This window comes from Sediminicoccus rosea, assembly GCF_033547095.1.
Taxonomy (GTDB): Bacteria; Pseudomonadota; Alphaproteobacteria; order Acetobacterales; family Acetobacteraceae; genus Roseococcus; species Roseococcus rosea.
This window is the reverse complement of sequence record NZ_CP137852.1, coordinates 2,868,844-2,893,013: the sequence shown is the minus strand read 5'-3', so window position 1 is coordinate 2,893,013 and position 24,170 is coordinate 2,868,844. Positions and strand designations below refer to the sequence as shown.

The 24,170-nt window shown below is 71.1% G+C and carries 23 protein-coding genes; 9 read left to right on the top strand and 14 right to left on the bottom strand.

Going from position 1 to position 24,170, the window contains the following annotated elements:
• Nucleotides 1-594: a nuclear transport factor 2 family protein gene (locus R9Z33_RS14005; RefSeq protein WP_318647195.1), complete on the top strand. Its 594-nt coding sequence runs from the start codon at nucleotides 1-3 to the stop codon at nucleotides 592-594.
• Here R9Z33_RS14005 and R9Z33_RS14000 read toward each other — a convergent pair.
• Entirely contained in the window at nucleotides 569-1,066 is a 498-nt protein-coding gene (locus tag R9Z33_RS14000; RefSeq protein ID WP_318647194.1) for a CinA family protein, read from the bottom strand. The two genes, R9Z33_RS14005 and R9Z33_RS14000, sit on opposite strands and share 26 nt — an antisense overlap.
• Nucleotides 1,066-1,683, bottom strand: coding sequence for a DsbA family oxidoreductase (locus R9Z33_RS13995; RefSeq protein WP_318647193.1), 618 nt, complete (start codon nucleotides 1,681-1,683; stop codon nucleotides 1,066-1,068). Before R9Z33_RS13995 ends, R9Z33_RS14000 begins: the two co-directional genes overlap by 1 nt.
• A gap of 68 nt (nucleotides 1,684-1,751) precedes the next feature.
• On the opposite strand from R9Z33_RS13995, the gene pobA reads away from it, so the two are divergent.
• Genes pobA through R9Z33_RS13980 form a run of 3 tightly spaced genes read left to right on the top strand, consistent with a single transcriptional unit; the run spans nucleotide 1,752 to nucleotide 4,733 of the window.
• Nucleotides 1,752-2,912, top strand: a complete 1,161-nt coding sequence (gene pobA, locus R9Z33_RS13990) for a 4-hydroxybenzoate 3-monooxygenase (protein WP_318647192.1) — start codon at nucleotides 1,752-1,754, stop codon at nucleotides 2,910-2,912.
• Entirely contained in the window at nucleotides 2,902-3,864 is a 963-nt protein-coding gene (locus R9Z33_RS13985; protein ID WP_318647191.1) for a Gfo/Idh/MocA family protein, read from the top strand. The genes pobA and R9Z33_RS13985 overlap by 11 nt, the downstream gene beginning before the upstream one ends.
• Nucleotides 3,861-4,733, top strand: a complete 873-nt coding sequence (locus tag R9Z33_RS13980; protein ID WP_318647190.1) for a BKACE family enzyme — start codon at nucleotides 3,861-3,863, stop codon at nucleotides 4,731-4,733. Before R9Z33_RS13985 ends, R9Z33_RS13980 begins: the two co-directional genes overlap by 4 nt.
• Before the next feature lie 5 nt (nucleotides 4,734-4,738).
• Here R9Z33_RS13980 and R9Z33_RS13975 read toward each other — a convergent pair whose 3' ends face one another.
• The 9 genes from R9Z33_RS13975 to R9Z33_RS13935 form a co-directional block, all read right to left on the bottom strand.
• Nucleotides 4,739-5,878: a benzoate/H(+) symporter BenE family transporter gene (locus R9Z33_RS13975; RefSeq protein ID WP_318647189.1), complete on the bottom strand. Its 1,140-nt coding sequence runs from the start codon at nucleotides 5,876-5,878 to the stop codon at nucleotides 4,739-4,741.
• 5 nt (nucleotides 5,879-5,883) lie between these two features.
• On the bottom strand, nucleotides 5,884-8,169 hold the full coding sequence (locus R9Z33_RS13970; RefSeq protein WP_318647188.1) for a penicillin acylase family protein: 2,286 nt from the start codon (nucleotides 8,167-8,169) through the stop codon (nucleotides 5,884-5,886).
• A 1-nt stretch (nucleotide 8,170) separates the two neighbouring features.
• Nucleotides 8,171-9,136, bottom strand: coding sequence for a Bug family tripartite tricarboxylate transporter substrate binding protein (locus R9Z33_RS13965; protein ID WP_318647187.1), 966 nt, complete (start codon nucleotides 9,134-9,136; stop codon nucleotides 8,171-8,173).
• Between the two features lie 20 nt (nucleotides 9,137-9,156).
• Entirely contained in the window at nucleotides 9,157-10,368 is a 1,212-nt protein-coding gene (locus tag R9Z33_RS13960; RefSeq protein ID WP_318647186.1) for a M20/M25/M40 family metallo-hydrolase, read from the bottom strand.
• A 2-nt stretch (nucleotides 10,369-10,370) separates the two neighbouring features.
• Nucleotides 10,371-11,327, bottom strand: coding sequence for a Bug family tripartite tricarboxylate transporter substrate binding protein (locus R9Z33_RS13955; RefSeq protein WP_318647185.1), 957 nt, complete (start codon nucleotides 11,325-11,327; stop codon nucleotides 10,371-10,373).
• A gap of 8 nt (nucleotides 11,328-11,335) precedes the next feature.
• Entirely contained in the window at nucleotides 11,336-12,724 is a 1,389-nt protein-coding gene (locus R9Z33_RS13950; protein ID WP_318647184.1) for an amidohydrolase family protein, read from the bottom strand.
• Nucleotides 12,725-13,693, bottom strand: a complete 969-nt coding sequence (locus tag R9Z33_RS13945; protein WP_318647183.1) for a D-2-hydroxyacid dehydrogenase — start codon at nucleotides 13,691-13,693, stop codon at nucleotides 12,725-12,727.
• Nucleotides 13,690-14,727, bottom strand: a complete 1,038-nt coding sequence (locus R9Z33_RS13940; RefSeq protein ID WP_318647182.1) for an alpha/beta hydrolase — start codon at nucleotides 14,725-14,727, stop codon at nucleotides 13,690-13,692. Before R9Z33_RS13940 ends, R9Z33_RS13945 begins: the two co-directional genes overlap by 4 nt.
• Before the next feature lie 63 nt (nucleotides 14,728-14,790).
• A complete protein-coding gene (locus tag R9Z33_RS13935; protein ID WP_318647181.1) occupies nucleotides 14,791-15,882 on the bottom strand; it encodes a trypsin-like peptidase domain-containing protein in 1,092 nt (363 codons plus the stop codon).
• Nucleotides 15,883-15,968: 86 nt separating this feature from the next.
• Between R9Z33_RS13935 and R9Z33_RS13930 the strand changes: the two genes are divergently transcribed.
• Genes R9Z33_RS13930 through R9Z33_RS13915 form a run of 4 tightly spaced genes read left to right on the top strand, consistent with a single transcriptional unit; the run spans nucleotide 15,969 to nucleotide 19,287 of the window.
• On the top strand, nucleotides 15,969-18,335 hold the full coding sequence (locus R9Z33_RS13930) for a heavy metal translocating P-type ATPase (protein ID WP_318647180.1): 2,367 nt from the start codon (nucleotides 15,969-15,971) through the stop codon (nucleotides 18,333-18,335).
• Nucleotides 18,332-18,733 (top strand): MerR family transcriptional regulator, encoded by a 402-nt coding sequence (locus tag R9Z33_RS13925; RefSeq protein WP_318647179.1) that lies wholly within the window; start codon nucleotides 18,332-18,334, stop codon nucleotides 18,731-18,733. Before R9Z33_RS13930 ends, R9Z33_RS13925 begins: the two co-directional genes overlap by 4 nt.
• Nucleotides 18,720-18,932: a heavy-metal-associated domain-containing protein gene (locus R9Z33_RS13920; RefSeq protein ID WP_318647178.1), complete on the top strand. Its 213-nt coding sequence runs from the start codon at nucleotides 18,720-18,722 to the stop codon at nucleotides 18,930-18,932. The genes R9Z33_RS13925 and R9Z33_RS13920 overlap by 14 nt, the downstream gene beginning before the upstream one ends.
• A 22-nt stretch (nucleotides 18,933-18,954) precedes the next feature.
• Nucleotides 18,955-19,287: a DMT family transporter gene (locus tag R9Z33_RS13915; protein WP_318651650.1), complete on the top strand. Its 333-nt coding sequence runs from the start codon at nucleotides 18,955-18,957 to the stop codon at nucleotides 19,285-19,287.
• Nucleotides 19,288-19,362: 75 nt separating this feature from the next.
• Here the strand turns inward: R9Z33_RS13915 and R9Z33_RS13910 are convergent, their stop codons facing one another.
• The 3 genes from R9Z33_RS13910 to R9Z33_RS13900 form a co-directional block, all read right to left on the bottom strand.
• On the bottom strand, nucleotides 19,363-20,157 hold the full coding sequence (locus R9Z33_RS13910; protein WP_318647177.1) for a Bax inhibitor-1/YccA family protein: 795 nt from the start codon (nucleotides 20,155-20,157) through the stop codon (nucleotides 19,363-19,365).
• 110 nt (nucleotides 20,158-20,267) lie between these two features.
• On the bottom strand, nucleotides 20,268-22,766 hold the full coding sequence (locus R9Z33_RS13905) for an ABC transporter permease (RefSeq protein ID WP_318647176.1): 2,499 nt from the start codon (nucleotides 22,764-22,766) through the stop codon (nucleotides 20,268-20,270).
• Nucleotides 22,763-23,485, bottom strand: coding sequence for an ABC transporter ATP-binding protein (locus R9Z33_RS13900; protein ID WP_318647175.1), 723 nt, complete (start codon nucleotides 23,483-23,485; stop codon nucleotides 22,763-22,765). Before R9Z33_RS13900 ends, R9Z33_RS13905 begins: the two co-directional genes overlap by 4 nt.
• A 109-nt stretch (nucleotides 23,486-23,594) precedes the next feature.
• Between R9Z33_RS13900 and R9Z33_RS13895 the strand changes: the two genes are divergently transcribed.
• Nucleotides 23,595-24,164 (top strand): arylesterase, encoded by a 570-nt coding sequence (locus tag R9Z33_RS13895; RefSeq protein ID WP_318647174.1) that lies wholly within the window; start codon nucleotides 23,595-23,597, stop codon nucleotides 24,162-24,164.
• Nucleotides 24,165-24,170: the final 6 nt, after the last annotated feature.

The window sequence follows — 24,170 nt, the reverse complement described above, 5'->3', positions numbered from 1 at the left end:
ATGGACGACGCCGCGGAGATCCGCGCCCTCATCGAGAACTGGGCGGTCTGGCGCGATGCCGGCGACTGGGCGCGCTTTTCCACCTGCTGGCATCCGGAGGGCCGGATGATGGCCACCTGGAAGCAGGGCACGGCGGCGGAGTTCATCGCGGCCAGCATCGAGGGATGGAATCGCGGCGTTTCCATCCTGCATTTCCTGGGCGGGCACAGCAGCGAAATCGCGGGCGAGCGCGCCATAGCCCAGACCAAGATGACCATCAGCCAGCGCGCGGAGGTGGAGGGCGTGCTGGTGGATGTGGTCTGCACCGGCCGCTTCTATGATTTCGTCGAGAAGCATGAGGACGCCTGGAAATTGCGGCTGCGCCAGCCGATCTACGAGAAGGATCGGATGGACCCCGTCGCGCCCGATGCGCGGCTTTCCCTGGATGCCGCGCTGCTCGCGCAATTCCCCGAGGGCTACCGGCACCTGGCCTATCTGCAGACCCGCATCGGCTATGCGGTGAAGCGGGACATGCCCGGGCTGAAGGGCGCGGAAGTGGAGCGCCTCTATGCCGATGGCGCCGCTTGGCTCAAGGGTGCGGCGCTGGCGCGCTGAGCGCCTCGTCCAGCAGGCCGAGCGTGGCCAGCGCGAATTCCATCATGTTGGGCCAGCGCTCGGCACGGCCGGTCTCTAGCGTGCGAACCAGCTCGACCGGACCGGAGATGGCAAAGCAGGTATGGCCCGCCGCATCGCCATAGCGGTTCCCGGTGGGGCCTGAGGCGCCGGTCTCCGCCAAGCCCCAGGTGGTGCCCATCCGCTCGCGCATGGTGCGGGCCAGCAGCAGCGCATAAGGCTCGCTGGCCGAGCGGAGCCCCACCATCTGCTCGGCCGTGATGCCGACCAGCGCGCCGCGCGCCGTGGTGGTGTAGGTCACCGCGCCGCCCATGAAATAGGCCGAGGCCCCGGGCAGGGCGAGGAGCGCGGCCGAGATCAGCCCGCCCGTGGAGGACTCCGAAACCGCGATGGTCTCGCCCCGCGCGCGCAGGCGCTCGCCCAGGCCCGCCGCGCGGTCCAGCACAGCCTGCATCAGGCCGCGCGCCGGCCGAAGATCCGGGCCATGTGCTCGGCCGGATAGGCGCCCGAGAACATCACCTGGCCGTCCAGGGCGAAGCTCGGCACGCCATTGATGCCGATGCGGCGGAACTGCGCGTCCTCGGCGCGGACTTCCGCATCACCTTCGCTGGAGGCAAGAAATTCCGTCGCATCCAGCTCGAGCGTGGCGGCGATGGCGGTGAGCGTCGCGTGGTCGCCGATGTCCTGGCCATCGTGGAAATAGGCCTGGAACAGGGCCTCCACCATCTCGTTCTGCTTCGTGCCCGCCCAGCGGATCAGGCGATGGGCGGCGATGGTGTTGGGCGTGCGGAGCATCCGGTCATGACGGAATTCCAGACCCACGGCGCGTCCGGCCTCGGCCACATTGGCATCCAGCTCCCGCCCGCGCTCGACGCTGCCGAACTTGGCGGCGCGATAGGCGGCACGCTCCACGCCTTCCACGGGCATGTCGGGGTTGAGCTGGTAGGGGCGCCAATGGATGGTGAAGGGCTGGTCGAGCATGGCCAGCGCGCGCTCCATCTGCCGCTTGCCGATCCAGCACCAGGGGCAGATCGCATCCGAGATGACATCAATGCGGCGTGGCTGTTCCATGAGAAACCCCGTTGTCGAGCGCCCCATTCTGCGCCATTGCCGGGCTCTCGGGTAGCGGGAGTTCGACGATGCGGACACAGGTGGGAATTCTGGGCGCCGGGCCGGCCGGCCTGTTGCTGGCACACCTGCTGCACCGAGCCGGGATCGACAGCGTCATCATCGAGGCGAAGTCCCGCCCCTATATCGAGGGCCGCATCCGCGCGGGCCTGCTGGAGCAGGGCAGCGTGGACACGCTGACCGAGGCGGGTCTCGCCGATCGGCTGCACCGCGAAGGCCTGGCGCATGACGGCATGGAGCTGCGCTTCAACGACGCCTCCCACCGGATCGACCTGCATGGCCTGACCGGCAAGCGCGTGACGATCTATGGCCAGCAGGAGGCGGTGAAGGACATGGTGGCCGCCCGCTTCGCCACTGGCCGCCCGCTGCATTTCGAGGTGGAGGACGCGGCGCTGCATGACATCGCGACCGACCAGCCGCGCATCACCTTCACCCTGGATGGTGAGATGCGCGAGCTGCGCTGCGACGTTGTGGCGGGCTGCGACGGCTTCCACGGCATCTCCCGCGCCGCGATGCCGCCCGAGGTGCTGCGCATCTATGAGCGCGTCTATCCCTTCGCCTGGCTCGGCATCCTGGCCGAGGCCAGGCCGATCAGCCATGAGCTGATCTACGCGCGGCACGCCGATGGCTTCGCGCTCGCCACGATGCGCAGCAACACCGTCTCGCGCCTCTATCTGCAATGCGCGCCGGATGAGGACCTCAGCCAGTGGTCCGATGCGCGCATCTGGGAGGGGCTGCACCAGCGCCTGGGCGGGGTGAATGAGGGCCCGATCTTCCAGAAGGGCGTCACCGCCATGCGGAGCTTCGTGGCCGAGCCCATGCGCCACGGCCGCCTCTTCCTGGCGGGCGATGCGGCGCACATCGTCCCGCCAACCGGCGCCAAGGGCATGAACCTCGCCGTGGCTGATGTGCGGGTGCTGGCCCAGGGCCTCACCGCCTTCTATCGCGGCCAGGGGATGGGCCTGCTCGACCGCTACAGCGAGATCTGCCTGAAGCGGATCTGGAAGGTGCAGCGTTTCTCGTGGTGGATGACCGCCATGCTGCACAAGTTCAGCGACAACGACCCCTTCGAGCACCGCGTGCAGGTGGCCGAGCTGGACTACCTGGTGAATTCCGAGGCCGCGCGAACCGGCCTCGCCGAGCAATATGTGGGGCTGCCCTATGACGTCTGAACCTCTCCGCCTGGGCATCCTGGGCCTTGGCATCATGGGCGAGCGCCTGATGCGCGCGGCGCTCGCGCATGACGGAACGCAGGTCACGGCCATCTGGGATCCCGGCCCCGCCGCCGTGGCGCGCCTCGCCTCCATCACGCCTGACATTATGATGAGTGCCGATGCGGCGTCCGTGATCGCGGCGAGTGACGCGGTCTATATCGCCTCACCCCCCGCCTCGCATATCGCGCTCGGCCAGCAGGTGCTGACGGCGGGCAGGGCGCTCTTCCTCGAAAAGCCGCTTGCCTCGGACCTGGTGGCCGCGCGCGGTTTCGTGGCCGGGGCGAGGGGGCAGCGCGCCGCGGTGAACTTCCCCATGGCGTCCTCGCCTGCCATCGCGCAGCTGCGCGCGTGGCTGCCGGAGATCGGGCCCCTCCAGCGCATCGAGATCACGGCCGCCTTCGCCGCCTGGCCGCGCGGCTGGCAGCAGGGCGCGGCCGCTTGGCTCTCCGAGCGCGCCGAGGGCGGCTTCACGCGGGAGGTGGTGTCGCATTTCCTCTTCCTGGCCCAGCGCCTGGGAGGGCCGCTCCGCCTCGCCCAGGCTCGGGTCAGCTACCCGCCCGGCACGGGGAGCGAGACGGCCATTGCAGCCCGGCTCTCGGCTGGAGATGTGCCGGTGAGCATTTCCGGTGGCGTCGGCATCACTCTGGCCGATGACCACAACATCACGCGGATCCAGGGCAGCAAGGGGGCAATCCGCCTGCGCCACTGGTCATTCGCCGAGAAGCTCGCCGCGGATGGCACCTGGCACGCGGCACCCGACGCGCTGCCCAATGAGAAAATGCGGCCCCTGACCCTGGGCGGCCAGCTCGAGAAGCTCGCCGCGCTGACGCGGGGCCATGCGGTGGACCTCGCCACCTTGGAGGAGGCGCTCTCGGTGCAGGAGATCGTCGAGGGGATCCTCGCGGCATGACCCGCCCCATCATCATCACGGCGGCACTGACCGGCGGCGCCGACAGCACCGGCGCCTCGCCGCATGTGCCCATCACGCCGGCCCAGCTCGCGAGCGAGGCTCTGGCCGCCCGTGCGGCAGGTGCGGCCATCGTCCACATCCATGTCCGCAACCCCGAGACGGGCAAGCCGTCGCGCGATGTGGCGCTCTATCGCGAAACCGTGAAGCGCATCCGCGATGCGGGCAGCGACGTGCTGATCAACCTCACCACCGGCCCCGGCGCCAGCTTCGCCCCCGGCGAGGACCCCAACGTGAACGCCCGCGCGCGCGGCATGGCGACGCCGGAGGAGCGGGTAGCGCATGTGCTGGAGCTGCGCCCCGACATCTGCTCGCTCGACATCGCGACGATGAATTTCGGGCCGACCGCCTTCGTGAACACGCCTGCGCACCTGGCCGCCATGGCCGAGATGATCCGCGCGGCTGGCGTGAAGCCCGAGCTGGAGGTGTTCGACCTCGGCCATGCGGCGCTGGCGGCGGACATGGTGAAGCGCGGCCTCTTCGAGGCGCCGCCCTGGTTTCAGCTCTGCCTCGGCATTGCCTGGGGCGCGCCGGCGACGACGGAAGCCATGCTGGCGCTGAAGCAGATGGTCCCGGCGGGCGGCATCTGGTCCGCCTTCGGCATCAGCCGCGCGCAGTTCCCCATGGTGGCGCAGGCCGTGATCCTGGGCGGGCATGTCCGCGTCGGGCTGGAGGATAACCTCTATATGGCGCGTGGCGTGCTTGCCGAGGGAAATGCCCCGCTGGTGGCGCGCGCGCGGCGGATCGTCGAGGAGCTTGGCGAGCATGTGGCCACGCCGGCCGAGGCGCGGGCCATCCTCAAGGGCGGCTGAGGCGCCTACTTCGCGCGCAGCAGCCACATCAGCGCGCCGCCAGCGACCAGCCCCCAGAAGGCGGCACCGATGCCCGCCACGCTGAGCCCGGAGGCGGAGACCACGAAGGTCACGATGGCGGGCACGCGCAAGGCCTCGGAAGACATGGCGGCGGTCAGCGCGCCGGCCAGCGAGGCGAGCAAGGCAAGGCCGGCGACGGCCTGGATCAGCAGGGGTGGCGCCGCCGCGACCACCGCCGCCGCGACACCCGCCACCATCGCGAAGCCGAGATAGCCGAGGCTCGCGACCAGGCCTGCCACCCAGCGCCGCTTCGGGTCCGGATGGGATTCCGGCCCGGCGCAAAGGGCGGCGGTGATGGCGGCCAGGTTCACCAATTGCCCGCCGAAGAAGGCGCCGAGGAAGCTGCCCCCGCCGGTCACCAGGAACACCGAACGCATCTCGGGCTTGTACCCGTTCGCCTGCAGCACCGCGTAGCCGGGCAGGTTTTGCGACGCCATGGTGACGAGGAACAGCGGCAGCGCGATGCCCACCATGGCCCCCCATTCGAAGCCCGGCGTCACCCAGACGAGGCGCGGCGGCTCCCAGCTGCCCGCACCCGGCAGGCCCGGCCCCAGCAGCAGGGCCGCGACGGCAACCAGCACGGCCGCCGGCACGGCCCAGAGGCGGTTGACGCGCAGCATCACCGCCCAGGCCAGCACGACCGGCAAGGCCAGCCAGGGCAGGGCACCGACCGCGCGCACGGGGGCGAGGCAGAGGTCCAGCAGCACGCCGGCCAGCATGGCGGCCGCGATGGGCGGCGGGATGCGCTCCACCGCCCGCGCGAAGGGCCGCCAAAGCCCGGCCGCCACCAGCAGCAGCGAGGCCGCGAGGAAGGCGCCGACGGCCGCCGCGAAGCCGCCCTCCGGCGCGCCCGTTGTCACCAGCAGCGCGGCACCCGGCGTGGACCAGGCGATGGAGACGGGCATGCGCCAGATGATGGAGAACCCCGCGCCAAGCAGGCCCATCAGCAGGCAGAGCATGATGAGGCCGGAGGCTGCCTGCTCGGGCGTCGCCCCCATCGCGGCAAAGCCAGCCAGCACGACGGCAAAGGACGAGGCGAAGCCGACGAAGGCGGCCAGAAGGCCGAGCAGGATGGGTTGCAGCATGCGACCTACGGCGAGAGGCGGATGGTGGCGGTGACCTGCGTGGCCTCGCGGCCGATGCGCAGCATCCCGCCCGCGCGCCAAGTCTCCAGCAGGTCGCCCCAGTGGCGCGACAGGGGGTGGCCCGACTGGCCGGTGCCGATGATGGCGAAGCTCGCATCCGGCGCGCCGAGATCGGCCACGAAGCGCAGCCCTGCGCCATGCATCGCCTGGTAGGGCTCGGCGCCGCTGCCGCGCACGGATTGGCGTTGCACCGTCTCGCCATCGCCGCCGACCGGCGTGCTGAGGCCGATCAGGCGGTTCACGCCGGGGATGAAGCGCAGCAGCGGATGTTCGAAGCGCGCCAGATGCGCCTGGCCCCAGCGCCATTGCGCCGGGTCCGCCCCGAAGAGCGTGCCGAGTTCAGCGACTGATTCTGCCAGCGCCAGCGCTGCCATGGCCCGGCAATCCCCACCGCACCACCAGCCCGCCTCGGGCGCGGTGAGCAGGAAGCGCAGGAATTCGGGCGTCCCGCGCGCCTCCGGCACGCGCGCCTGGCGCAAGGCGAGGGCCGGCATCCGCCGGGCAAAGGCGTTCCAGATCAGCGGTTGCGGCAGGCCTGGCGCCATCTCGCCATCCCATTCCGCCAGCAGCGCCTGCGCCTGGCCGAGCGGGCCCGTGCCGCGCGGCAGGCTGTTCAGGAAGGGCAGGCTTTCGCGTGCCAGCAGTGAGAGCGTGTCCATCTGGATCGCGGCGAATTCGGCCGGGCCCTTCACCGGGTCGGCCGCCAGTCGCTCATGGATGCGGCGGAAGCGCCAGTCGGCATACCATTCGCGCGAGAGATGCACCGCATGCCCCTCGGGGCTCACGCGGTTGTTGGCGTTCACCAGCACGCCGCTCTCGGGATTTTCCACATGCGGCAATTCGTCGAAGGGCACGAAGCCCTGCCAGGGCTGGTCGCCCGGCACGGGCAGGCTGCCGTCGCCGCTGGCGCGGATCGGCGTGCGGCCGGTCAGGTACATGGCGATGCCACCCGCGCGGTCCGCAACCATGAGGTTCTGCGGCGGCGATGTAATCAGCGCGGCCGCCGCCCGGGCATCGGCGATGCTCCGCCCCCGGTTCAGCATCAGGAAGCCGCGGGCGGAGGTGTCGCCCGGCTCCAGGTTCGCCATGCGGACACTCAGCAGTCGCCCGTCCAGCCGCGGTGTCTCGTCGAGGTCGGAGATGACGGGGCCATTCGCAGTCTCGCGCACCGTCAGCGTCACGGGCTCCGCGCCACGCACGGCGATGATCTCGGTGCGGGTGCGCCGCACATCGGCCGGCGTCTCCAGGAAGACGTCCTGCGTATCGGAATGGGTGGTGGTGAAGCCCCAGGCGAGATCGGCATTGCGGCCGATGATCACGAGCGGCGTGCCCGGCGCGGTCGCGCCCGAGAGGATACGCCCATCCGCCAGCTCGATCCGCGCGAGGTACCAGAGAACGGGCGCGCCATAGCCCAGATGCGGGTCCGACGCGAGGAGCGGCGCGCCCGAGGCGCTGCGCGAACCGGCCACCGCCCAGGCATTGGAAGCGGAGGCGGGAAGGGGAGCGTCCACCCCGAAGACGGGCAGCGCGGCCAGGATGCGCTCCACGCCCGGCAGCGCCGCGACATCGGGCCGCCCGGCGCTGCGGTCGGCGGGCCAGAGTTCCCAGAGCCGCTCGGGCGGCAGGCGAGAGGCCAGGCGCGCGCGCTCCAGCTCGGTACGCCAATTGCCGGAGAGCCAGAGCCCCATCACCTTGGCCCAGAGCAGCGAATGCTGCGGCTGCCACGGCTCGGGCGGGCCGAGGGCGAGGAATTCGGGCGCGGCGAAGCGCCCGCGCTCGGCGATCCAGGCATTCACGCCCACTGCATAGGCTTCGAGCAGCCCGCGCGTCTCGCTGTCCAGCGCCGCGAAATCCGCTTCGGCCGCCTGCCTGAGGCCGAGCGTGCGGCTGAAGCGATCGAGCCGCAGCATGGCGCTACCCGCGACTTCGGCGAGGCGCCCTTCGGCACCGCGCCGCATCATCTCCATCTGGAAGAGCCGGTCCCGCGCATGGAGGTAACCCATGGCGATGGCCGCATCGCGCTCGCCAGCCGCTTGGATGCGCGGCAGGCCCGCCTCGTCCAGCGTGATGCGGACGGGGGCGGACAGGCCCTGCACGCGAAGCTCCGTCGCGTCCGGCGGCAGTGTCCACCAGACGGCGCCGAGCAGGCCCGCGGGCACAGCCAGCACCAGGAGCAGCAGCCCCAGCAGCAGGCGGCCAAGCAGGCCGGTCTTGCGGCGCCGGCGCGGCATCCTATTCCGGTTCGATCCCGGCGCCGCGGATCATCTCGCCCCAGGCGGCGATCTGCTCGACGACGAAGCGGTTCAACTCCTCCGGCGTCGAGGTGAAGCCATCGAATCCCAGCTCGGCCATGCGGGTCCGGTATTCGGGCCGCGCGCCGATGCGCTGCATGGCGGCCGAGAGCGTGGCGACGACCTCGGGCGGCAGGCGGGCCGGGCCGAAGAGGGCGGCGAAGCTCTGCAGATCGAAGCCGGTCAGCCCCACCTCGTCCAGCGTCGGCACGTCGGGGATGAGGGCGGAGCGGCGCTTGTTGGTCTGTCCCAGTGCGCGCAGCCGGCCGTCCCGGACATGGCCGAGGGTCGGCGTCAGATCCACCACGATGGAGGTGACGCGCCCGGCCAGCACATCGGTCAGCGCGGGCGGCGTGGAGCGATAGGGGACGTGCAGCATCTCCACACCCGCGAGGCGCGCGATGGTGGCGCCCGCCACGATGCCAGTGCCATTGCCGCTCGCGTAGCTGATCTGGCCCGGCCTTGCGCGCGCGAGGGCGATGAACTCCTGGAAGTTGCGCGCCGGGACATCGGCGCCCACGGTCAGCCAGAAGACGTATTGGCCGAGGCGCGAGATCGGCGTGAAGTCGGCGATCGGGTCGTAGTCCAGCCGCTTCAGCAGCCAGGAATTGGCGCCATGCGTGGTGTTGGTGGTGACGAACAGCGTGTGGCCGTCCGGGGCGGCGCGCATGGCGGCCGCAGCGGCGATGGTGCCATTCGCCCCCGCGCGGTTGTCCACCGTGATGTTCACGCCAAGCTCGGCGCCCAACATCTGCGCCAGCACGCGGGCCACGGCATCCGTGCCGGAGCCGGCCGCGAAGGGCAGGATGAAGGTGATCGGGCGGCTCGGCCGCCATTCGATCTGCGCATTCGCAATGGTGGGGGCCGCGAGGCTCGCGGCGAGAAGGCTTCGGCGTTGCAGGGTCATGTGTTCCTCCCGGGTGGCGGTTATTCCGCCATCTCCATCTCGGCGATCGCAAGGATGGTGGCGAGGCTCGCGCGCATGCCGCGCAGCGAGCTCTCGGTCTCCACGTCGATCCATTCCTCCAGTGAATGGGCCCGCCCGCCCGTACCGCCCGAGCCGATCCGCAGCGCGGGGATGCCGAGGCTCATCGGGATATTGGCGTCCGTCGAGGACCATTCGAAACTGGGCTGGTAGCCCTCCGCCGCGACGGCGGCCGAGGCCAGCCGCGCGATGGGCGAGCCATTGGGCGTGTGCCCGGCCGGACGATCGCCGACGGGGACGAGATCCACGGTGATCGTGCCCTCGCGCGCCGCATTCTCGGCGGCGACGGCGGCATGGACGCCGTCCAGGAACTGCTTTTCCAGCCGCGCGAGCTGCTCGGCGCTGGCGGAGCGCAGGTCCACCTCCATGGTCACCGTCTCGGGGATCGCGTTGATCGAGGTGCCGCCCGAGACGACGCTCACGCAATGCGTCGTCACCGGCTCGCGCGGGACCTGGATGGCGCCGAGGTGGCGGGCGGCGTCCGCCATCGCATACATCGGGTTCACCATCCCGAAGGCGGCATAGCTGTGGCCGCCGGGGCCGCGGAAGGTGACGCGGAAGCGGCGCGAGCCGATGCCGCCCGTCACGATGCGATCCACATCCGGGCTGTCCACCGTCAGGAAGGCGCGGATGCGCTCGCGCTTCGGGTGATGGGCGAAGAGGTGCCGGATGCCGCGCAGATCGCCCAGCCCTTCCTCGCCGACATCGCCGACGAAGAGGATGTCATGCCGCGTGCGCAGCCCCGCCGCGTCCATGGCGCGCAGGAAGGCGAGATTCACGGCCAGGCTGCGCGTGTCATCGCCGACGCCAGGGGCGAAGAGCTTCGTGCCCTCGCGCCGCACACGCACATCGGTGCCGGCGGGAAAGACGGTGTCCAGATGGGCCGCGACGACCAGGATGTCGCCATTGCCGAAGCCGCGACGGAGCCCCATCACATTGCCCACCTCGTCCTGCGCGCATTCCTCCAGGCCATGGGCGCGCAGCATGTCGAGATAGGCGGACGCGCGCTTCTCCTCGGCGAAGGGTGGGGCTGGGATTTCCGTCAGGGTGATGATGTCGGCCACGGTGCGGTCATGCTCGGCGCGCATCACCTCGCAGGCCTTCCGGTAGCCGGCATGGGCGCGGATCGCCGCGATGATCTGGTCTGTCGTCATGCTCAATGAACCCGTGCCCCGGAAAGTCGAACCAGTTCGCGCCAGCGTGGCGCTTCGTCGGTGATGAAGCGTTGCGCGGCCTCGGGACTGTCCGAGACCACGGCGTCATAGGAGAGCGGGCGGAGCGCCGCGCGGAAGGCTTCGTCGCGGCCGATGCGGGTTAGTGCAGCGAAGAGCCGCGCGCGTTCGCCCCCCGGCGTACCTGCGGCGAGCATGATCATGTTCCAGCTGCGGATGTCGAAGCGCGCCAGCGCCGGCACCTCACCGAAGCCGGGCACGTCGGGCAGGAATTGCAGCCGCGCACGCGAACTCACGCTGAGCGCGAGGAGCCGCCCGGCCGCCACCTGGGGCGAGAGCAGGGGCGGCAGGTCGCAAAGCCCGTCCACCTCGCCGGCCAGCACGGCCTGCATCGCCTCGCTGCCGCCGCGATAGGGCACATGCAGGAACTCGACGCCTGCCCCGGCGGCGATCGCGGCCAGCGCCAGGTGCGAGACGGTGGCGACGCCGGTGGTGCCGATGCGGATGGCGCCCGGCCGCGCGCGGGCGGTGGCCAGGAGGTCGGGCAGGCCACGCCAGTTCTCGCGGCGCGCCGTCTCGGCATTCGCCACGCAGAGCACGGCAGCATCAGTGATCTGCGTCACCGGCAGCAGGTCCCGCATGGCGTCGAAGGGCATGGAGGGTTGCAGCAGGGGTGCCGCCAGGATGCTGGCCGCACCCACGATGCCGATGGTGCTGCCATCCGGCGCCGACTTCGCCACCGCATCTGCGCCCACCACGCCGCCCGCGCCCACGCGGTTTTCGACGATGACGGTCTGCTCCAGGAGAGGCGTCAGGCGGTCCGCCAGGATGCGGCCCAGGCTGTCCACCGCGCCGCCGGGCGGGAAGGGGACGATGACGCGCAGCGTCCGCCGCTGCGCCTGGGCGACGGCCGGCACCGCAAGGCCCGCCGCGAGGAGCATGCGCCGCTTCATGCGAACTGCCTCTGCGTGGCGAGCTTCGCGGGGATGGCGCCGCGCCGCGCCGCCTCGGCCCAGACCGCCTCGATGGCCGCGCGTCCTCGCCGCGTGATTGCGGCGGCGTCGCCGCGGAGAAGCTGCCGGTCCCGGACGCGCGGGACGCCCGCCGTGATCACGGTATGCGCGTCGCTGCCCTGGCCATTGGTGAGCAGCGCGCGCAGCGGATTCCAGACCGGCTGGTAGCGCGGGCGGGAGAGGTCGAAGATCACCAGGTCGGCGCGGCTGCCGGGCGTGAGGCGGCCGAGATCGGGGCGTTGCAGCGCATCGGCCGCGTCGCGCGTGGCGGCCGTCAGTAGGCGTTCGGCGCTGCCTAGGCCCGCCACACCGGATTGCGTCTTGGCCAGCACGGCGGCGGCGCGCAGCTCATCCACCATGTCCAGCGTGACGCCATCCGTGCCGATGCCAAGGCGCACGCCCGATTGCAGGAAGCGCGCCAGCGGCACGCCACGGCCCGAGCGCGCGAAGCCCAGCGGGCAGGAGGCGATGGTGGCGCCCGCATCGCGCACCATCGCGATTTCCTCATCGGTCGCGAACATCGCATGGCCCAGGATCACGCCCGGCCGCAGCAGCCCGCAATCGGCGACATGCGCCACGCTGCCCTTGCCTTGCGCGGCCTTCACGGCGGCCACCTCCATCGGGTTCTGCGCGCAATGGATGGAGACGATGGCGCCCAGTTCGCGCGCCGCCGCATCAATCCGGCGCAAGAGCGCGGGCGAGTTGCTGTCCGGCCCATGTGGCCCGAAGCCGATGGAGGCCAGACCATCCGGCCCCCGGTGCTGCGCGGCATGCAGCCGCATGACGAAGTCGAAGCTGGCCTCGCTTGCATCCGCGCCGCGCCAGGCGGGCTTGCCATCCTCGTCCATGGCGAGGTTGGGCTGGGTAAAGAGATAGGGGCAAGACCAGCTGCGCAGGCCGAGGGCGGTCGCGCGCGGGACGAACTGGTGCTGCTGCGGCCGCCAGATGTCGAGCATCGCGGTCGTGCCCGTCATCAGGCATTCCAGCAACGCCATCTCCACCGCATCACCGATGGCGTCCGGTGACATGATCTCGGAGACGAGGTCCCCCAAAGGCATCAGCAGGGAGAACAGGATGTGCCCGGGCAGGTCGCCCGGCTGGATGTCATCAGCCAGGCCCCGGAACAGCGGCGCGGAGAAGGCGTGGTTGTGCAGGTTGATCAGGCCGGGGGTGAGCAGCCCGTCCGGCACCTCGATGCACTCGGCATCGAGGCCCGGGCGTTCGCCCACGATATCCGCGATGCGATCGCCCTGGATGATGAGATGCGCCCCCTCCCGCAACCCGGTCTCGGCGCACCAGAGCCAGCGGGGGGAGAGGACGATCATTCAGACGACCCGGTTCACGAGGTCGCTGCGGCCGGCCTGGAGGCGCTTGATGTTCTCCATCATCAGGTCCAGCACATTGTCCTCGTAGGCGCAGGTCTCGCCCGCCGTGTGCGGCGTGAGGAAGGCGTTGGGCAGCGTCCAGAGCGGGGATTCCGGCGGCAGCGGCTCGGTCGCCATCACGTCGAGGCCGGCGCCGCGGATGGTGCCGTTCCTGAGAGCGGCAATCAGCGCCTCCTCATCGGCCACCTTCCCGCGCGCGCAGTTGATGAGGTAGGCGGTGGGCTTCATGGCGGCGAGCGCAGCGCCGTTGATCAGCCCCGTCGTCTCCGCCGTCAGCGGGCAGACCAGCACCACGAAATCGGCGCGCGGCAGGATCAGCGGCAGCGCCGCGGTGCCGTGCACCTCATCCGCGCCTTCCGCGCCAGAGGCCGGGTTGGCGCGCACGCCGATCACCGTCATGTCGAGCGCCTTGAGCACGCGGATCACCCGCTTGCCGATGGCGCCCATGCCGACGACGATCGCCGTCTTGCCGTTCAACTCGTCCTCGCGCTGCGTGAAGTCGCCCTTCATGCCGGACCAGAACTTCTTGTGCTGGTCATCGCGCGCAATGAAGAGCTTGCGCGTGATGCCGAGCATCAGGCTCACCGCATGCTCGCTCACCGCCGCCGCATTGCCGCCGGCGGCCGAGGCCAGCGCGATGCCGTGCTCCTTGAAGGTCGGGCGGTCATACTGATCGGTGCCGGCCGAGAGCGACTGCACGAATTTCAGCCGCTTGGTGAGCGTGGGCAGCGTGTTGCGCCAGAAGCCGCTGACCACCAGCACATCCGCCTCGGGGATGCGGGCCTGAAGTTCGTCCAGGCTGCGCACCTCGAAATGCGGATAGGGCGCGCCGCGCGCGGCAAAGCGGTCGGCGCAGCGATAGGCCACATGCGCGAAGCAGATGGTCGGGTTGGCAGGGAACTGGCTCATGCGGCGGCTTCCTCAAGAAAGACCTGGACGGCCTGGAACAGCGCGCCACGGTTGCGCTCCATCCACATGCCATGCGTGCCCTCGCCCAGGATGACGAGGCGCTTGCCGGGCGAGGCGGTGAGCAACGGGAACAGCGTCTGCGCCATGTAGGGCGGCGTGTCCTGGTCCCATTCGCCCAGCACCAGCAGGGTGGGGGCGGTGATCTTGGCGGGGTCGTAATAGGGGCGCCCGGCGGACCAGTATTCGCGGCCATCCGCCACCACGCCGTTCGGCGCGCGCAGCGCGGGCGGGTTGCGGCGTAGCCCCTCGGGGTCGGTCGCCCAGGTCACACCCGCCCAATGCTCGAACCAGCCGGGCGGCACGAGGCCGGCGCGATGCGCCTCGGGCACACCGGCGCCACGCCGGGCGCGCGCCTGCTCCTGCGTGACGAAGCGATAGGCGCCGATGGTCCCGCCCTGGTCCACCAGCGAAGGCGTCTGCCGGTTCCAGATCGGCGCGTAGAGCACGAGGCGCTCCACCACGGCCGGATTGTCGGCGGCGAAGCGGCCCATCAGGGCGGTGCCCCAGGAATAGCCGAAATGCACGCATTTCGGGATGGAGCGGCGGCCGCGCACGAAGTTGGAGACGCTCAGGATGTCGGCGACCGCCGTCACGCCGCGCACCAGCGGCGGATTGGCCTCGGGCGGCTGGGACATCTCGGGCGGGCGGGTGCTGCGGCCATAGCCGCGGATATCCATGCACCACACGTCGAAGCCGCGGCTCGCGATGTAATCCATCCAGGAAAGGCCGCCGAGCGGCAGGTCAAAGGCGGTGTGTGCGGGATAGGTCGCGCCATGCACCATGATGATGGTGCGGCCGGGTGTGAAGCTCGTCATGCTCTCCGGCCGCTTGTTGCGGACGAAGAGCTCGATGCCGGCATCGCTGGCCGGCACCATGAATTCCTCGGTGACGATGCGCGCGGCTTGCGCCTGGGCCTGCACCGGGATCAGCGGCGCGGCCAGTGCGGGGGCGGCGAGCAGGACACGGCGTTGCATGCGGAAGTCTCCCTCGGGGTTGGGCAGAGACTAGCCAAGCCCGCGCCTCTCCGCGAGGGGGCCTTATTTCTCGCAGCGGATGAACAGCGTGCTGCGATGCGCGATCTCACCGACATCCGCCGTGGCGCGGTCCGGGCCGCTGCTCTCGGCGAGGCGCGGCTCGACGCCCGCGCGGCGCGCGAAGGCGAGTGCGGCCTGGCCCTGGATGGCGAAGTTCACGTTCTGCGCGATGTCGCCCGTGCGGCGGCTGACGGCCTGGGCGTTGAGCTTCGAGACAACGACGCCGACCACATGGCCCTGCATGTCCACGAGCGGCCCGCCCGAATTGCCCGGCTGCACCTCGGCGCTGATCTGGTACTGGTTCGGGTTGTCGCCGATACCGCGCAACCCGTTCACCTCGCCCCGCGTGAGCTTGGGGTCGGAGCTGAGCAGCCCGGCCAGGGGGAAGCCGTAGGCCACGACGCCCTCGCCACGGCGCACGGCCGGCCCGCTGCGGAAGGCCAGTGCCGGGCCGACCAGGCCCGGCACGTTCAGCAGCGCCACGTCGAGCTGCGCGTCCATGCGCGCGGGCGGGGCCGCCGCCAGCCAATGGCCCGAAGGGGTGCGGAGCAGGACGCGGTTGCAATTGTCGATGACGTGGTGATTCGTCATCACGCGCTCATTCGCGACGAGGAAGCCCGTGCCGGTCGAGACCTGGCGCGCTTGCTGGTTGGGCTGCGCGAGCGGCGTCTCGCGGCTTGCCGGGCCAGCCATGGGCAGGGGGCGCGGCGGCGTGGGCGCGGCTGGGCGGGTGGCGTTGGCCAGGTCGATGTTGCGGTTCACGCAGATGTCCTGGTCCCGCAGCACCGCCTCCCGCCCGTCGTTCAGGACGAGGCGGAGGTCGAAGCGGCAGCCGGCATCGGCCGCGGGGTTCACCCGGAAGCCGCCGCCCTCGGTCAGCGGCCGGTCGGGACGCAGCAGGTTGCCGCCCCAGTCGCCCTGGCCGCCGCGCGGGCTGCGCACGGCATGCAGTGCCGTGGCATCGGTGCCCGTGCGGTTCACCACCCGGAACCCGGACGGCTCCGCCGCGTTCTGGGCCCAGGCGGGGGCGATGATCCCTGGCGCCGGGGCGGCCAGCGCCAGGAGGGAGGCGAGGGGGATGATGGCGATGCGCATGATTCGCGCATGTGCCTAGCTGTTTGCGCCAGCGCAAGGTCTGTTCCCCTTGACCCTGCCACGATGGCAATCGCCACCTCGGAGTCATGATGGACCGTCACACACCCCTCCCGCGCCTCACCCTGCCCATCGCGGGCATGAGCTGCGCCTCCTGCACCGGCCGCGTAGCCCGCGCGCTGGAGGGGGTGCCCGGCGTCGCCGGGGTGCAGGTGAACCTCGCCACCGAATCGGCCGAGGTGGTGGGCAGCGCGGAACTCCCCGCGCTGGACGCGGCCTTGCGCGGCGCGGGCTACGCGCTGCGGGAGCAGGTGCTCGAGCTGCAGGTGACGGGAATGAGCTGCGCCTCCTGCGTGGGGCGTGTGGAACGGGCGCTTCAGGCGGTGCCGGGGGTGCTGGCGGTCGCCGTGAACCTGGCCAGCGAGCGCGCGACCCTGCAGGTGCTGGCAGGGACGTCCATCGATTCGCTGGAGGCGGCGCTGGGCCGGGCCGGCTACGCCGTGGCCGGGCAAAGCACGGAGGCACGCTTTCCGCGCGACAAGGTCGAGCTCCTGGCGGCGGGGCTGCTGGCGGCGCCCTTCCTGATCGGCATGCTCGGCATGGCGGTGGGGCGGGACTGGATGCCCGGCGGCTGGTGGCAGCTGGCGCTCGCGACGCCGCTGCAATTCGTGCTGGGCGCCCGCTTCTACCGCGGCGCGCTGGGCGCGCTGCGGGCGCGCACCGGCAATATGGACCTGTTGGTGGCCCTCGGCACCAGCGCCGCCTATGCGCTCTCGGTCTGGCAGCTGCGGGGCGGCCATCACCATCTCTATTTCGAGGGTTCGGCCCTCGTCATCTTCTTCGTGCTGCTGGGCAAGCACCTGGAATCGCGCGCCAAGCAGGCGACGGCGGGCGCCATCCGCGCGCTGCTCGATCTCAAGCCCCGAACCGCCATGCGGCTCGAGGCCGGGCAGGAGCGGGAGGTGCCGGCGGCGCTGCTCAAGCTGGACGACCTCGTCGTCATCCGCCCAGGCGAGCGCGTGCCGGCCGATGGCGTGGTGACGGAGGGCGAGGCCGGCCTCGATGAGAGCGCCCTCACCGGCGAGAGCCAAGCCGTCGCCAAGGCGCCCGGATCGGCGCTTTCCACCGGCACGGTGGTGCTGGACGGTCGCCTGGTCATGCGGGTGACGGCCATCGGCGAGGAGACGGTGCTGGCGCGTGTCGCGGCCCTGGTCTCCGCCGCACAGGCCAGCAGGGCGCCCATCCAGAAGCTGGTGGACCGCATCTCGGCCGTCTTCGTGCCGGTGGTGATCGGCATCGCGCTGCTGAGTTTCCTCGGCTGGTGGCTCGCCGGCGCGGGGCTGGAGGCCGCGATCATGCATGCGGTGGCAGTGCTGGTCATCGCCTGCCCCTGCGCGCTCGGCCTCGCCACGCCCGCCGCCATCATGGCCGGGACCGGGGCGGCGGCCCGCGCCGGCATCCTGGTCCGTGACGCCGAGGCGATCGAGCGCGCAGCCGGCATCACCCGCGTCGCCTTCGACAAGACGGGCACGCTGACCGAGGGCAAGCCGGTGCTGGCCGCGCTCTACGAGATGGAGGCTGGCGCGCTGCGCCTGGCTGCAGCGCTCCAGGCGGGCAGCGAGCATCCGTTGGCCCGCGCCGTGCTGACCGCCTATGGCTCGGCCCACCGCGCGCCCCCGCCGCCGGTCGCCGCCTTCCGCGCCCTGCCCGGGCGTGGCGTGCGGGGCGAGGTGGAAGGGCGGGCGCTCAGCCTCGGCTCGCCCCGCATGCTGGGCGAGTCGGGCGCCACGCCCGATGCCTATCTGGCGGCGGCGGCCCAGGCGGAATCCTCACAGGGGCGGACGCTGGCCTGGCTGCTGGAGGAGGGGCAGGTCCTCGCCCTGCTGGCCTTCGAAGATGCGGTGAAGCCGCATTCCGCCGAGGCGGTGGCCGCGCTGAAGGGCATGGGCCTCAGCGTCACCGTCCTCTCGGGCGACAGCCCGGCGGCGGCCGAGGCGCTGGGCGCGCGGCTTGGCCTGGCCGAGATCGAGGCCGGATTGCTGCCGGCCGACAAATCCGCCCGCATCGCCGCCTGGCGCAGCGCGGGCGAGCGGGTGGCGATGGTGGGGGACGGCGTGAATGACGCGCCGGCACTGGCCGCGGCCGATCTCGGGATCGCCATGGGAACTGGCACGGATGCGGCGATGGCGGCCGCGGGCGTCACGCTGCTGCGCGGCGACCCGGCGCTGGTGCCGCAGGCGCTCGAGCTGATGCGGCGCACGCGCGGCAAGATCCGGCAGAACCTGTTCTGGGCCTTTGCCTACAACGCCGCGGGCCTGCCGCTGGCGGCGCTGGGTGGATTGTCACCGGCCTTGGCGGGAGCGGCCATGGCGGCCTCCTCCGTGTCGGTGCTCGGCAATGCCCTGTTGCTGGCGCGCTGGCGCCCAACGGGCCAATTGAGGGAGAAAAGCAAATGAACATCGGCGAAGCGGCCGCGGCGAGCGGTGTCAGTGCCAAGATGATCCGGCATTACGAGACGCTCGGCCTGATCACGCCGCTCAGGCGCGCCAACAACTACCGCGCCTACACCGAGCAGAACGTCGCCGTGCTCCGCTTCATCCGCCATGCGCGGGACCTGGCCTTCCCGCTCTCCGAGGTGAAGCGGCTGCTGGCGCTCTGGCAGAATGACGGGCGGCAATCGGCCGAGGTGCGCCGAATTGCGCTCGGCCACGTTGATGCGCTGGAGGAGAAGGCGCGCTCGCTCAAGGCCGTGGCGGATTCGCTCAGGCATCTGGCGCAGTCCTGCCAAGGCAATGCGCGGCCGGAATGCCCGATCCTCGACCATATGGAGGGGAAGGTCGATGCCAGTGCTTGAGATGAAGGTCAGCGGCATGAGCTGCGGCCATTGCGTGCAGACGGTGACCAAGGCCATCCAGGCGCGGGATGCGCATGCCCGGGTGCAGGTGGACCTCGCCGAGGGCCTGGTGAGCGCCGAGACGATGCTGGACCGCGCAAGCGCGATCCAGGCCATCGAAAGCGAGGGCTACAAGGTCCTGCCCTGCACGCGGGACTGAGCCGCGCCGCGACGAGGACGCCATCATGAACTGGCTCTACCTGCTGGTCGCCATCCTGGCCGAGGTGGCGGGCACGCTGGCGCTGCGCGCCTCGCAGGGCTTCACCCTGCCGCTGCCTTCCGCCGTGGTGGTCCTGGGCTACGGCGTCGCCTTCTATTTCCTGTCGCTCACGCTCACCGCCATCCCGATGGGGATCGCCTATGCCATCTGGTCGGGCATCGGGATCGTGCTGATCTCGACCGCAGGCTGGCTGTGGTTCGGCCAGGCGCTCGACCTGCCGGCGGTGCTCGGCATCGGGCTGATCGTGGCAGGTGTCGCCGTCATCAACCTCTTCTCCCATGCCACGCCGCACTGAGCGCGCCGCGCACATGAAAAAACCCGGCGGATCGCTCCGCCGGGTTTCCCATGTCCTGGGCCTTGTGGCCGAGGCTCAGCCCTGGTTGCGGTTGCCCATGAAGGACAGCAGCAACTGGAACAGGTTGATGAAGTTCAGGTAGAGGCCCAGCGCGTCCATCACGCTGCGCTTGCCGGCTTCATCCGTGCCCTCGGCGTAGGAATACTCGATGTAGTCGTTCTTGATGCGCTGCGTGTCATAGGCGGTGAGACCGCAGAAGATGATCACGCCGAGCACCGAGATGGCGAAGGCCAGCGCCGAGGAGGCCAGGAAGATGTTGACCAGCGAGGCGAGGATGATGCCGATCAGGCCCATCAGCATGAAGCTGCCCATCTTCGTCAGGTCCCGCTTCGTCGTGTAGCCGATCAGGCTCATCGAGGCGAAGGTGGCCGAGGTGATGAAGAAGGTGCTGGCGATCGAGGCACCCGTGTAGATTACGAAGATGTTCGCCATGCTGGCGCCCATCACGCCGCAGAAGGTCCAGAACAGGGCCTGCGCGGTGGTCTTGCTCATCCGGTTGATGCCGAAGGAGAGGACCAGGATGAAGGCGAGCGGCGCGAACATCGCGACGTAGCCAAGGATCGTCGGCGCGGTGGCGAGGCCCCGCGGCGTGCGGACCACGGTGTAGAACAGCTCCGAGAGGCCGGTATTGGCCACCGCATAGGCGACGATCGCCGTCACCAGCAGGCCGGAGGCCATCCAGTTGTAGACGCGGAGCATATAGGCGCGCAGACCGGCGTCGATCGCGGCGGCGTCCACGCCCGCGGTCCGGCCCCAGCCTTGCTGGCCGCCCAGCGGCTGCGTCCAGCGCGATTCGGGTTGCAGTGCCATGAGTTCAGTTCCTCCAGAAGGACGAGACGTGGGGCCTCCGCCCCGGATGGATAGGATATGGAACTTCTGTAATCAGATTCAATCCAATTCGGAAGTCCCGGCGGGCTTTGTCATTCGTTACGCAGGAGCGGCGCGGGGCGGACCCTGAGCGCCATGGCCGTGCCGGCATAGCCGAAGGCGAGCACGAGGATCATGCACCCCAGGACCGTCAGCGCCAAGGTGCCGGGCAGGAAGACCCATTCCTGGCGCATGATGCCCACCACCACGCCCCAGGCCGCCGCCGTGCCGGCGAGGGCCGCAAGGATGCCGGCAAAGCCGCCCAGCACGCCAAACTCGACCAGGAAGGCCCGCAGGATCTGCCCCCGCGTGGCGCCCACCGTCTTCAGCAGCACCGCCTCCCGAATGCGGCGCTGCTGCCCGGCGGCCACGGCGCCCGCCAGCACCAGGGCGCCGGCCATCAGCGTGATGGAGCCAACCGCCGTGAGCGCCGTGCCGATGCGGCCGAGCAGGATGCCAACCTGCTCCAGCGCTTCCCGGACGCGGATGCCCGAGACATTGGGCAGGGCATCGGTGATCCGCCGCAGCAGGTTCTGGTCCTGCGCGGGGTCCCCCCGGACGGTCGCGATATGGGTATGCGGCGCGGAGGAGAGCAGCCCGGGCGAGGCGATGAGCGTGAAGTTCATGCCGAGCGACCGCCACTCGACATTGCGGAGGTTGGCGATCTGCAGATCAATGTCGCGGCCCAGCACATTGACCGTGATGGTGTCGCCGAGGCCGATGCCCCAGCCGCGTGCGAGGTTTGCGTCGAAGGAAACGAGCGTCGGCCCGTCATAATCGGCCGCCCACCATGCGCCCTCGGTGATGCGCGTGCCGGCGGGCGGGGTCGCGCTGTAGGTCAGGCCGCGGTCCCCGCGCAGCGCCCAGGCGGTCTCGGGCGTGGCCTGCACCTGTTCGGCCGGCACGCCGTTCACGGCGGAGATGCGGGCGCGCAGGCTTGGCACGCGGCGCACCTCGTCCACGCCAGGCGTCTCGCGCGCCAGGGCGTCGAAGCGGGCCACCTGGTCGGGCTGGATGTCGATGAAGAAGAAATTGGGCGCGCGGGCCGGCATCTCGTTGCCGATGGCGGAACGGAGGTTGCCCTGGATCTGGGCGATGGCGGCAAGCGTGGTGAGCCCCAGGCCGAGGGCCACCAGCATGATCGGTGTCGGCGCCCCCGGCCGGTGCAGGTTGGCGAGACCAAGCCGCCAGGCCGGGCGGCGGATGCCGCTCAGCGCGCGCGCGCCGGCCATCAGCCCCCAGGCGCCGAGGCGGAACAGCAGCATGGCCGCCGCCGCGCCGCCGCAGAAAGCAATGGCGAAGAAGCGCTGCTCGGCCGTCACGATGACCAGCGTAACCAGGGCGGCCGCCGCCAGGGCATTGGCCAGCCCGACGCCCCAGCCCGGCCAGAAGCCGCCGGCGCCCAGCACGTCGCGGAAGAGCGCGGCCCCCGGGATGCGCCCGGCCCGGCCGAGCGGCCAGAGCGCGAAGGTCAGCGCCGTCAGCACGCCGTAGAGGGCGGCGAGCAGCAGTGGGGCCGGATAGAGGCCAACCCGCGCCGGGACGGGCAGGGTGCCGCTCAGCGCCGTTGCCGCCAGGGCCGTCAGCCCCCAGCCGGCCACGAGGCCGATCAGGATGCCGAGGGCGGCCAATGCCATGACCTGGAAGAGATAGGCGGAAAAGATCGCCGCCGTCGGCGCGCCCATGCAGCGCAGGGTCGCGATGGTGCGGCTGCGGGCGTCGAGCCAGGCGCGCACGCCGGTCGCGACGCCGATGCCCCCCACCAGCAGCGCGGTGAGGCCGGCCAGCGTGAGGAAGGAGGCGGCGCGGTCCAGGAAGCGGTTGACCCCCGGCTCCGCCTGGTCCGCCCGGCGGATGCGCCAGGGTGCGGTGGGGAAGGCGGCGCGCAGCTCCTCGCCAAAGGCGCGGGCCGAGACGCCCTCCGGCAGGCGGATGCGATATTCGTGGGTGATCATGCTGCCCGGCTGGGCAAGGCCGGTGGCGCGCAGCTGGTCCAGCGGGATGATGGCGCGCGGGCCGAAGACGGTTGGGGTGGCGACGCGGTCCGGCTCCTCCGCGATGCGGCCGGCGAAGCGCATGCGTGCCTCGCCCAGCCGCACCTCATCCCCGGGCGCGAGGCTGAGGCGCTCGGCCACCGAGGGCTCGGCCACCAGGATCGGGCCTTGCAGCGGCTGAGCGGGGTCGAGCGTCAGCGCGCCATAGAGGGGATAGCGCCCGTCGGCGGCCTTCAGCTCCACCAACGTACGCTCGCCATTCGGGGCGATGAGCATGGCGCGCAGCAGCGCGACCTCGCTGATCACGCCGCCGCGGGCCCGGACCCAGTCCAGCGCCTCGGGGTTGGCTGGCTCATAGCCCGCGCGGATTTCGAGGTCGCCGCCCAGGATGCGGGCGCCATCGGCCTGCAGCCCCGCATTGATGCCCGCGCGCAGCGTGCCGACGGCCGCGATGGCGGCTACGCCCAGCGCCAGGCAGGCCAGCACGATGCGCAGGCCCTTCACGCCGCCGCGCAGCTCCCGCCGCGCGAGCTTGAACCCGAGAGCAAGGTTCCTCATTCGGCGGCCAGGGGCAGGGCGGCGGTGTCGCTGGTGATGCGCCCGTCCTCGATGCGGATCTGTCGCTCGCAGCGCGCGGCGAGCGCCGGGTCATGCGTGATGAGGATGAGGGTGGTGCCGTATTTGGCGCGCAGGTCGAAGAGCAGGTCCATCACCGCGAGCCCCGTGGCGCGGTCCAGGTTGCCGGTCGGCTCATCCGCCAGGATCACGCGGGGCAGGGCCACGAAGGCGCGGGCCACGGCGACACGCTGCTGCTCGCCGCCCGAGAGCTGGCCGGGATAATGGTTCAGGCGATGGCCGAGGCCCACCGCCTTCAGCGCTGCCTCCGCCCGGGTGAAGGCGTGCTCGTCGCCCGCGAATTCCAGCGGGATCGCCACATTTTCCAGGGCCGTCATGGTGGGGACGAGGTGGAAGGACTGGAAGACGATGCCCACCTCCTCGCGCCGGAAGCGGGCCAGCTCATCCTCGCTCATCCGCCCGAGTTCGCGCCCCGCGACCGTCAGGTACCCGCCCGAAGCGCGCTCCAGACCGGCCAGCAGCATCAGCAGCGAGGTCTTGCCCGAGCCCGAGGGCCCGATGATGCCGACCGCCTCTCCCTCGCCGATCTCGAGGCCCACGCCCTTCAGGATGTTGACCCGGCCGGCCGAGCCCCCCACTTCGAAGGTGAGGTCGCGCGCCACGATGAGGGGCCTGACGGAGGGATTTGGGGCATTGTCCATGGTGGTCGCATATGGGCGGCGCGCTGCGCTGCAAAAGGGCCTGTTGCTTTTTGCCACGGCCGGCGCCGGGCCCGCCTTGGCGCAGGCCGGGTTGCCGGCAGGGGCGCCGGTGCGGCTGCTTGCCCTCGGCGACTCGCTGACCGCGGGCTACGGCCTGCCGCGCGGCGAGGGTTTCGTCCCCCAGCTCCAGGCCGCGCTGGTGGCGCGTGGGCGCCCGGTGCGCGTGCTCGATGGCGGCGTCTCGGGCGACACCATGGCGGGCGGCGCGGCGCGGCTCGACTGGGCCATGGCGGACCGGCCGCAGGCCGCGATCGTGGCGTTGGGCGGCAATGACGGACTGCGCGGCCTGCCTCCCGCCCGCATGGCGGAGGCACTGGAGAGCATCCTCTCCCGCCTCGAGGCGCGCCGCATCCCGACGCTTCTGGCTGGGATGCATGCGCCGCCCAATCTCGGTGCCGATTACGGCCGCGCCTTCCATGCCGTCTTCACCGAGGCGGCGACGAAGCGGCCGCAGGTGATCTTCGTGCCTTTCTTCCTGGAAGGTGTCGCCGGTGACCGCGCGCTGAACCAGGCGGATGGCATCCACCCCAACGCGCGCGGCGTCGCGGCGATGATCCGCCACATGCTGCCCGCCACGGAACAACTGCTGGACCGGGTGCCGCCTTCCCCGGCAGGATAGTCGCGC

Excerpts from the sequence above, each read along its gene's own strand:
- R9Z33_RS13905 (WP_318647176.1), bottom strand. The coding sequence starts at position 22,766 with ATGAGGAACCTTGCTCTCGGGTTCAAGCTCGCGCGGCGGGAGCTGCGC.
- R9Z33_RS13980 (WP_318647190.1), top strand. The coding sequence starts at position 3,861 with ATGACCCGCCCCATCATCATCACGGCGGCACTGACCGGCGGCGCCGAC.
- R9Z33_RS13995 (WP_318647193.1), bottom strand. The coding sequence starts at position 1,683 with ATGGAACAGCCACGCCGCATTGATGTCATCTCGGATGCGATCTGCCCC.
- R9Z33_RS13900 (WP_318647175.1), bottom strand. The coding sequence starts at position 23,485 with ATGGACAATGCCCCAAATCCCTCCGTCAGGCCCCTCATCGTGGCGCGC.
- R9Z33_RS13930 (WP_318647180.1), top strand. The coding sequence starts at position 15,969 with ATGATGGACCGTCACACACCCCTCCCGCGCCTCACCCTGCCCATCGCG.
- R9Z33_RS14005 (WP_318647195.1), top strand. The coding sequence starts at position 1 with ATGGACGACGCCGCGGAGATCCGCGCCCTCATCGAGAACTGGGCGGTC.
- R9Z33_RS13940 (WP_318647182.1), bottom strand. The coding sequence starts at position 14,727 with ATGCAACGCCGTGTCCTGCTCGCCGCCCCCGCACTGGCCGCGCCGCTG.
- R9Z33_RS13960 (WP_318647186.1), bottom strand. The coding sequence starts at position 10,368 with ATGACGACAGACCAGATCATCGCGGCGATCCGCGCCCATGCCGGCTAC.
- R9Z33_RS13945 (WP_318647183.1), bottom strand. The coding sequence starts at position 13,693 with ATGAGCCAGTTCCCTGCCAACCCGACCATCTGCTTCGCGCATGTGGCC.
- R9Z33_RS13910 (WP_318647177.1), bottom strand. The coding sequence starts at position 20,157 with ATGGCACTGCAACCCGAATCGCGCTGGACGCAGCCGCTGGGCGGCCAG.
- R9Z33_RS13965 (WP_318647187.1), bottom strand. The coding sequence starts at position 9,136 with ATGACCCTGCAACGCCGAAGCCTTCTCGCCGCGAGCCTCGCGGCCCCC.
- R9Z33_RS13985 (WP_318647191.1), top strand. The coding sequence starts at position 2,902 with ATGACGTCTGAACCTCTCCGCCTGGGCATCCTGGGCCTTGGCATCATG.
- R9Z33_RS13955 (WP_318647185.1), bottom strand. The coding sequence starts at position 11,327 with ATGCTCCTCGCGGCGGGCCTTGCGGTGCCGGCCGTCGCCCAGGCGCAG.
- R9Z33_RS13950 (WP_318647184.1), bottom strand. The coding sequence starts at position 12,724 with ATGATCGTCCTCTCCCCCCGCTGGCTCTGGTGCGCCGAGACCGGGTTG.
- pobA (WP_318647192.1), top strand. The coding sequence starts at position 1,752 with ATGCGGACACAGGTGGGAATTCTGGGCGCCGGGCCGGCCGGCCTGTTG.
- R9Z33_RS14000 (WP_318647194.1), bottom strand. The coding sequence starts at position 1,066 with ATGCAGGCTGTGCTGGACCGCGCGGCGGGCCTGGGCGAGCGCCTGCGC.
- R9Z33_RS13970 (WP_318647188.1), bottom strand. The coding sequence starts at position 8,169 with ATGCCGCGCCGGCGCCGCAAGACCGGCCTGCTTGGCCGCCTGCTGCTG.
- R9Z33_RS13935 (WP_318647181.1), bottom strand. The coding sequence starts at position 15,882 with ATGCGCATCGCCATCATCCCCCTCGCCTCCCTCCTGGCGCTGGCCGCC.
- R9Z33_RS13925 (WP_318647179.1), top strand. The coding sequence starts at position 18,332 with ATGAACATCGGCGAAGCGGCCGCGGCGAGCGGTGTCAGTGCCAAGATG.
- R9Z33_RS13920 (WP_318647178.1), top strand. The coding sequence starts at position 18,720 with ATGCCAGTGCTTGAGATGAAGGTCAGCGGCATGAGCTGCGGCCATTGC.
- R9Z33_RS13975 (WP_318647189.1), bottom strand. The coding sequence starts at position 5,878 with ATGCTGCAACCCATCCTGCTCGGCCTTCTGGCCGCCTTCGTCGGCTTC.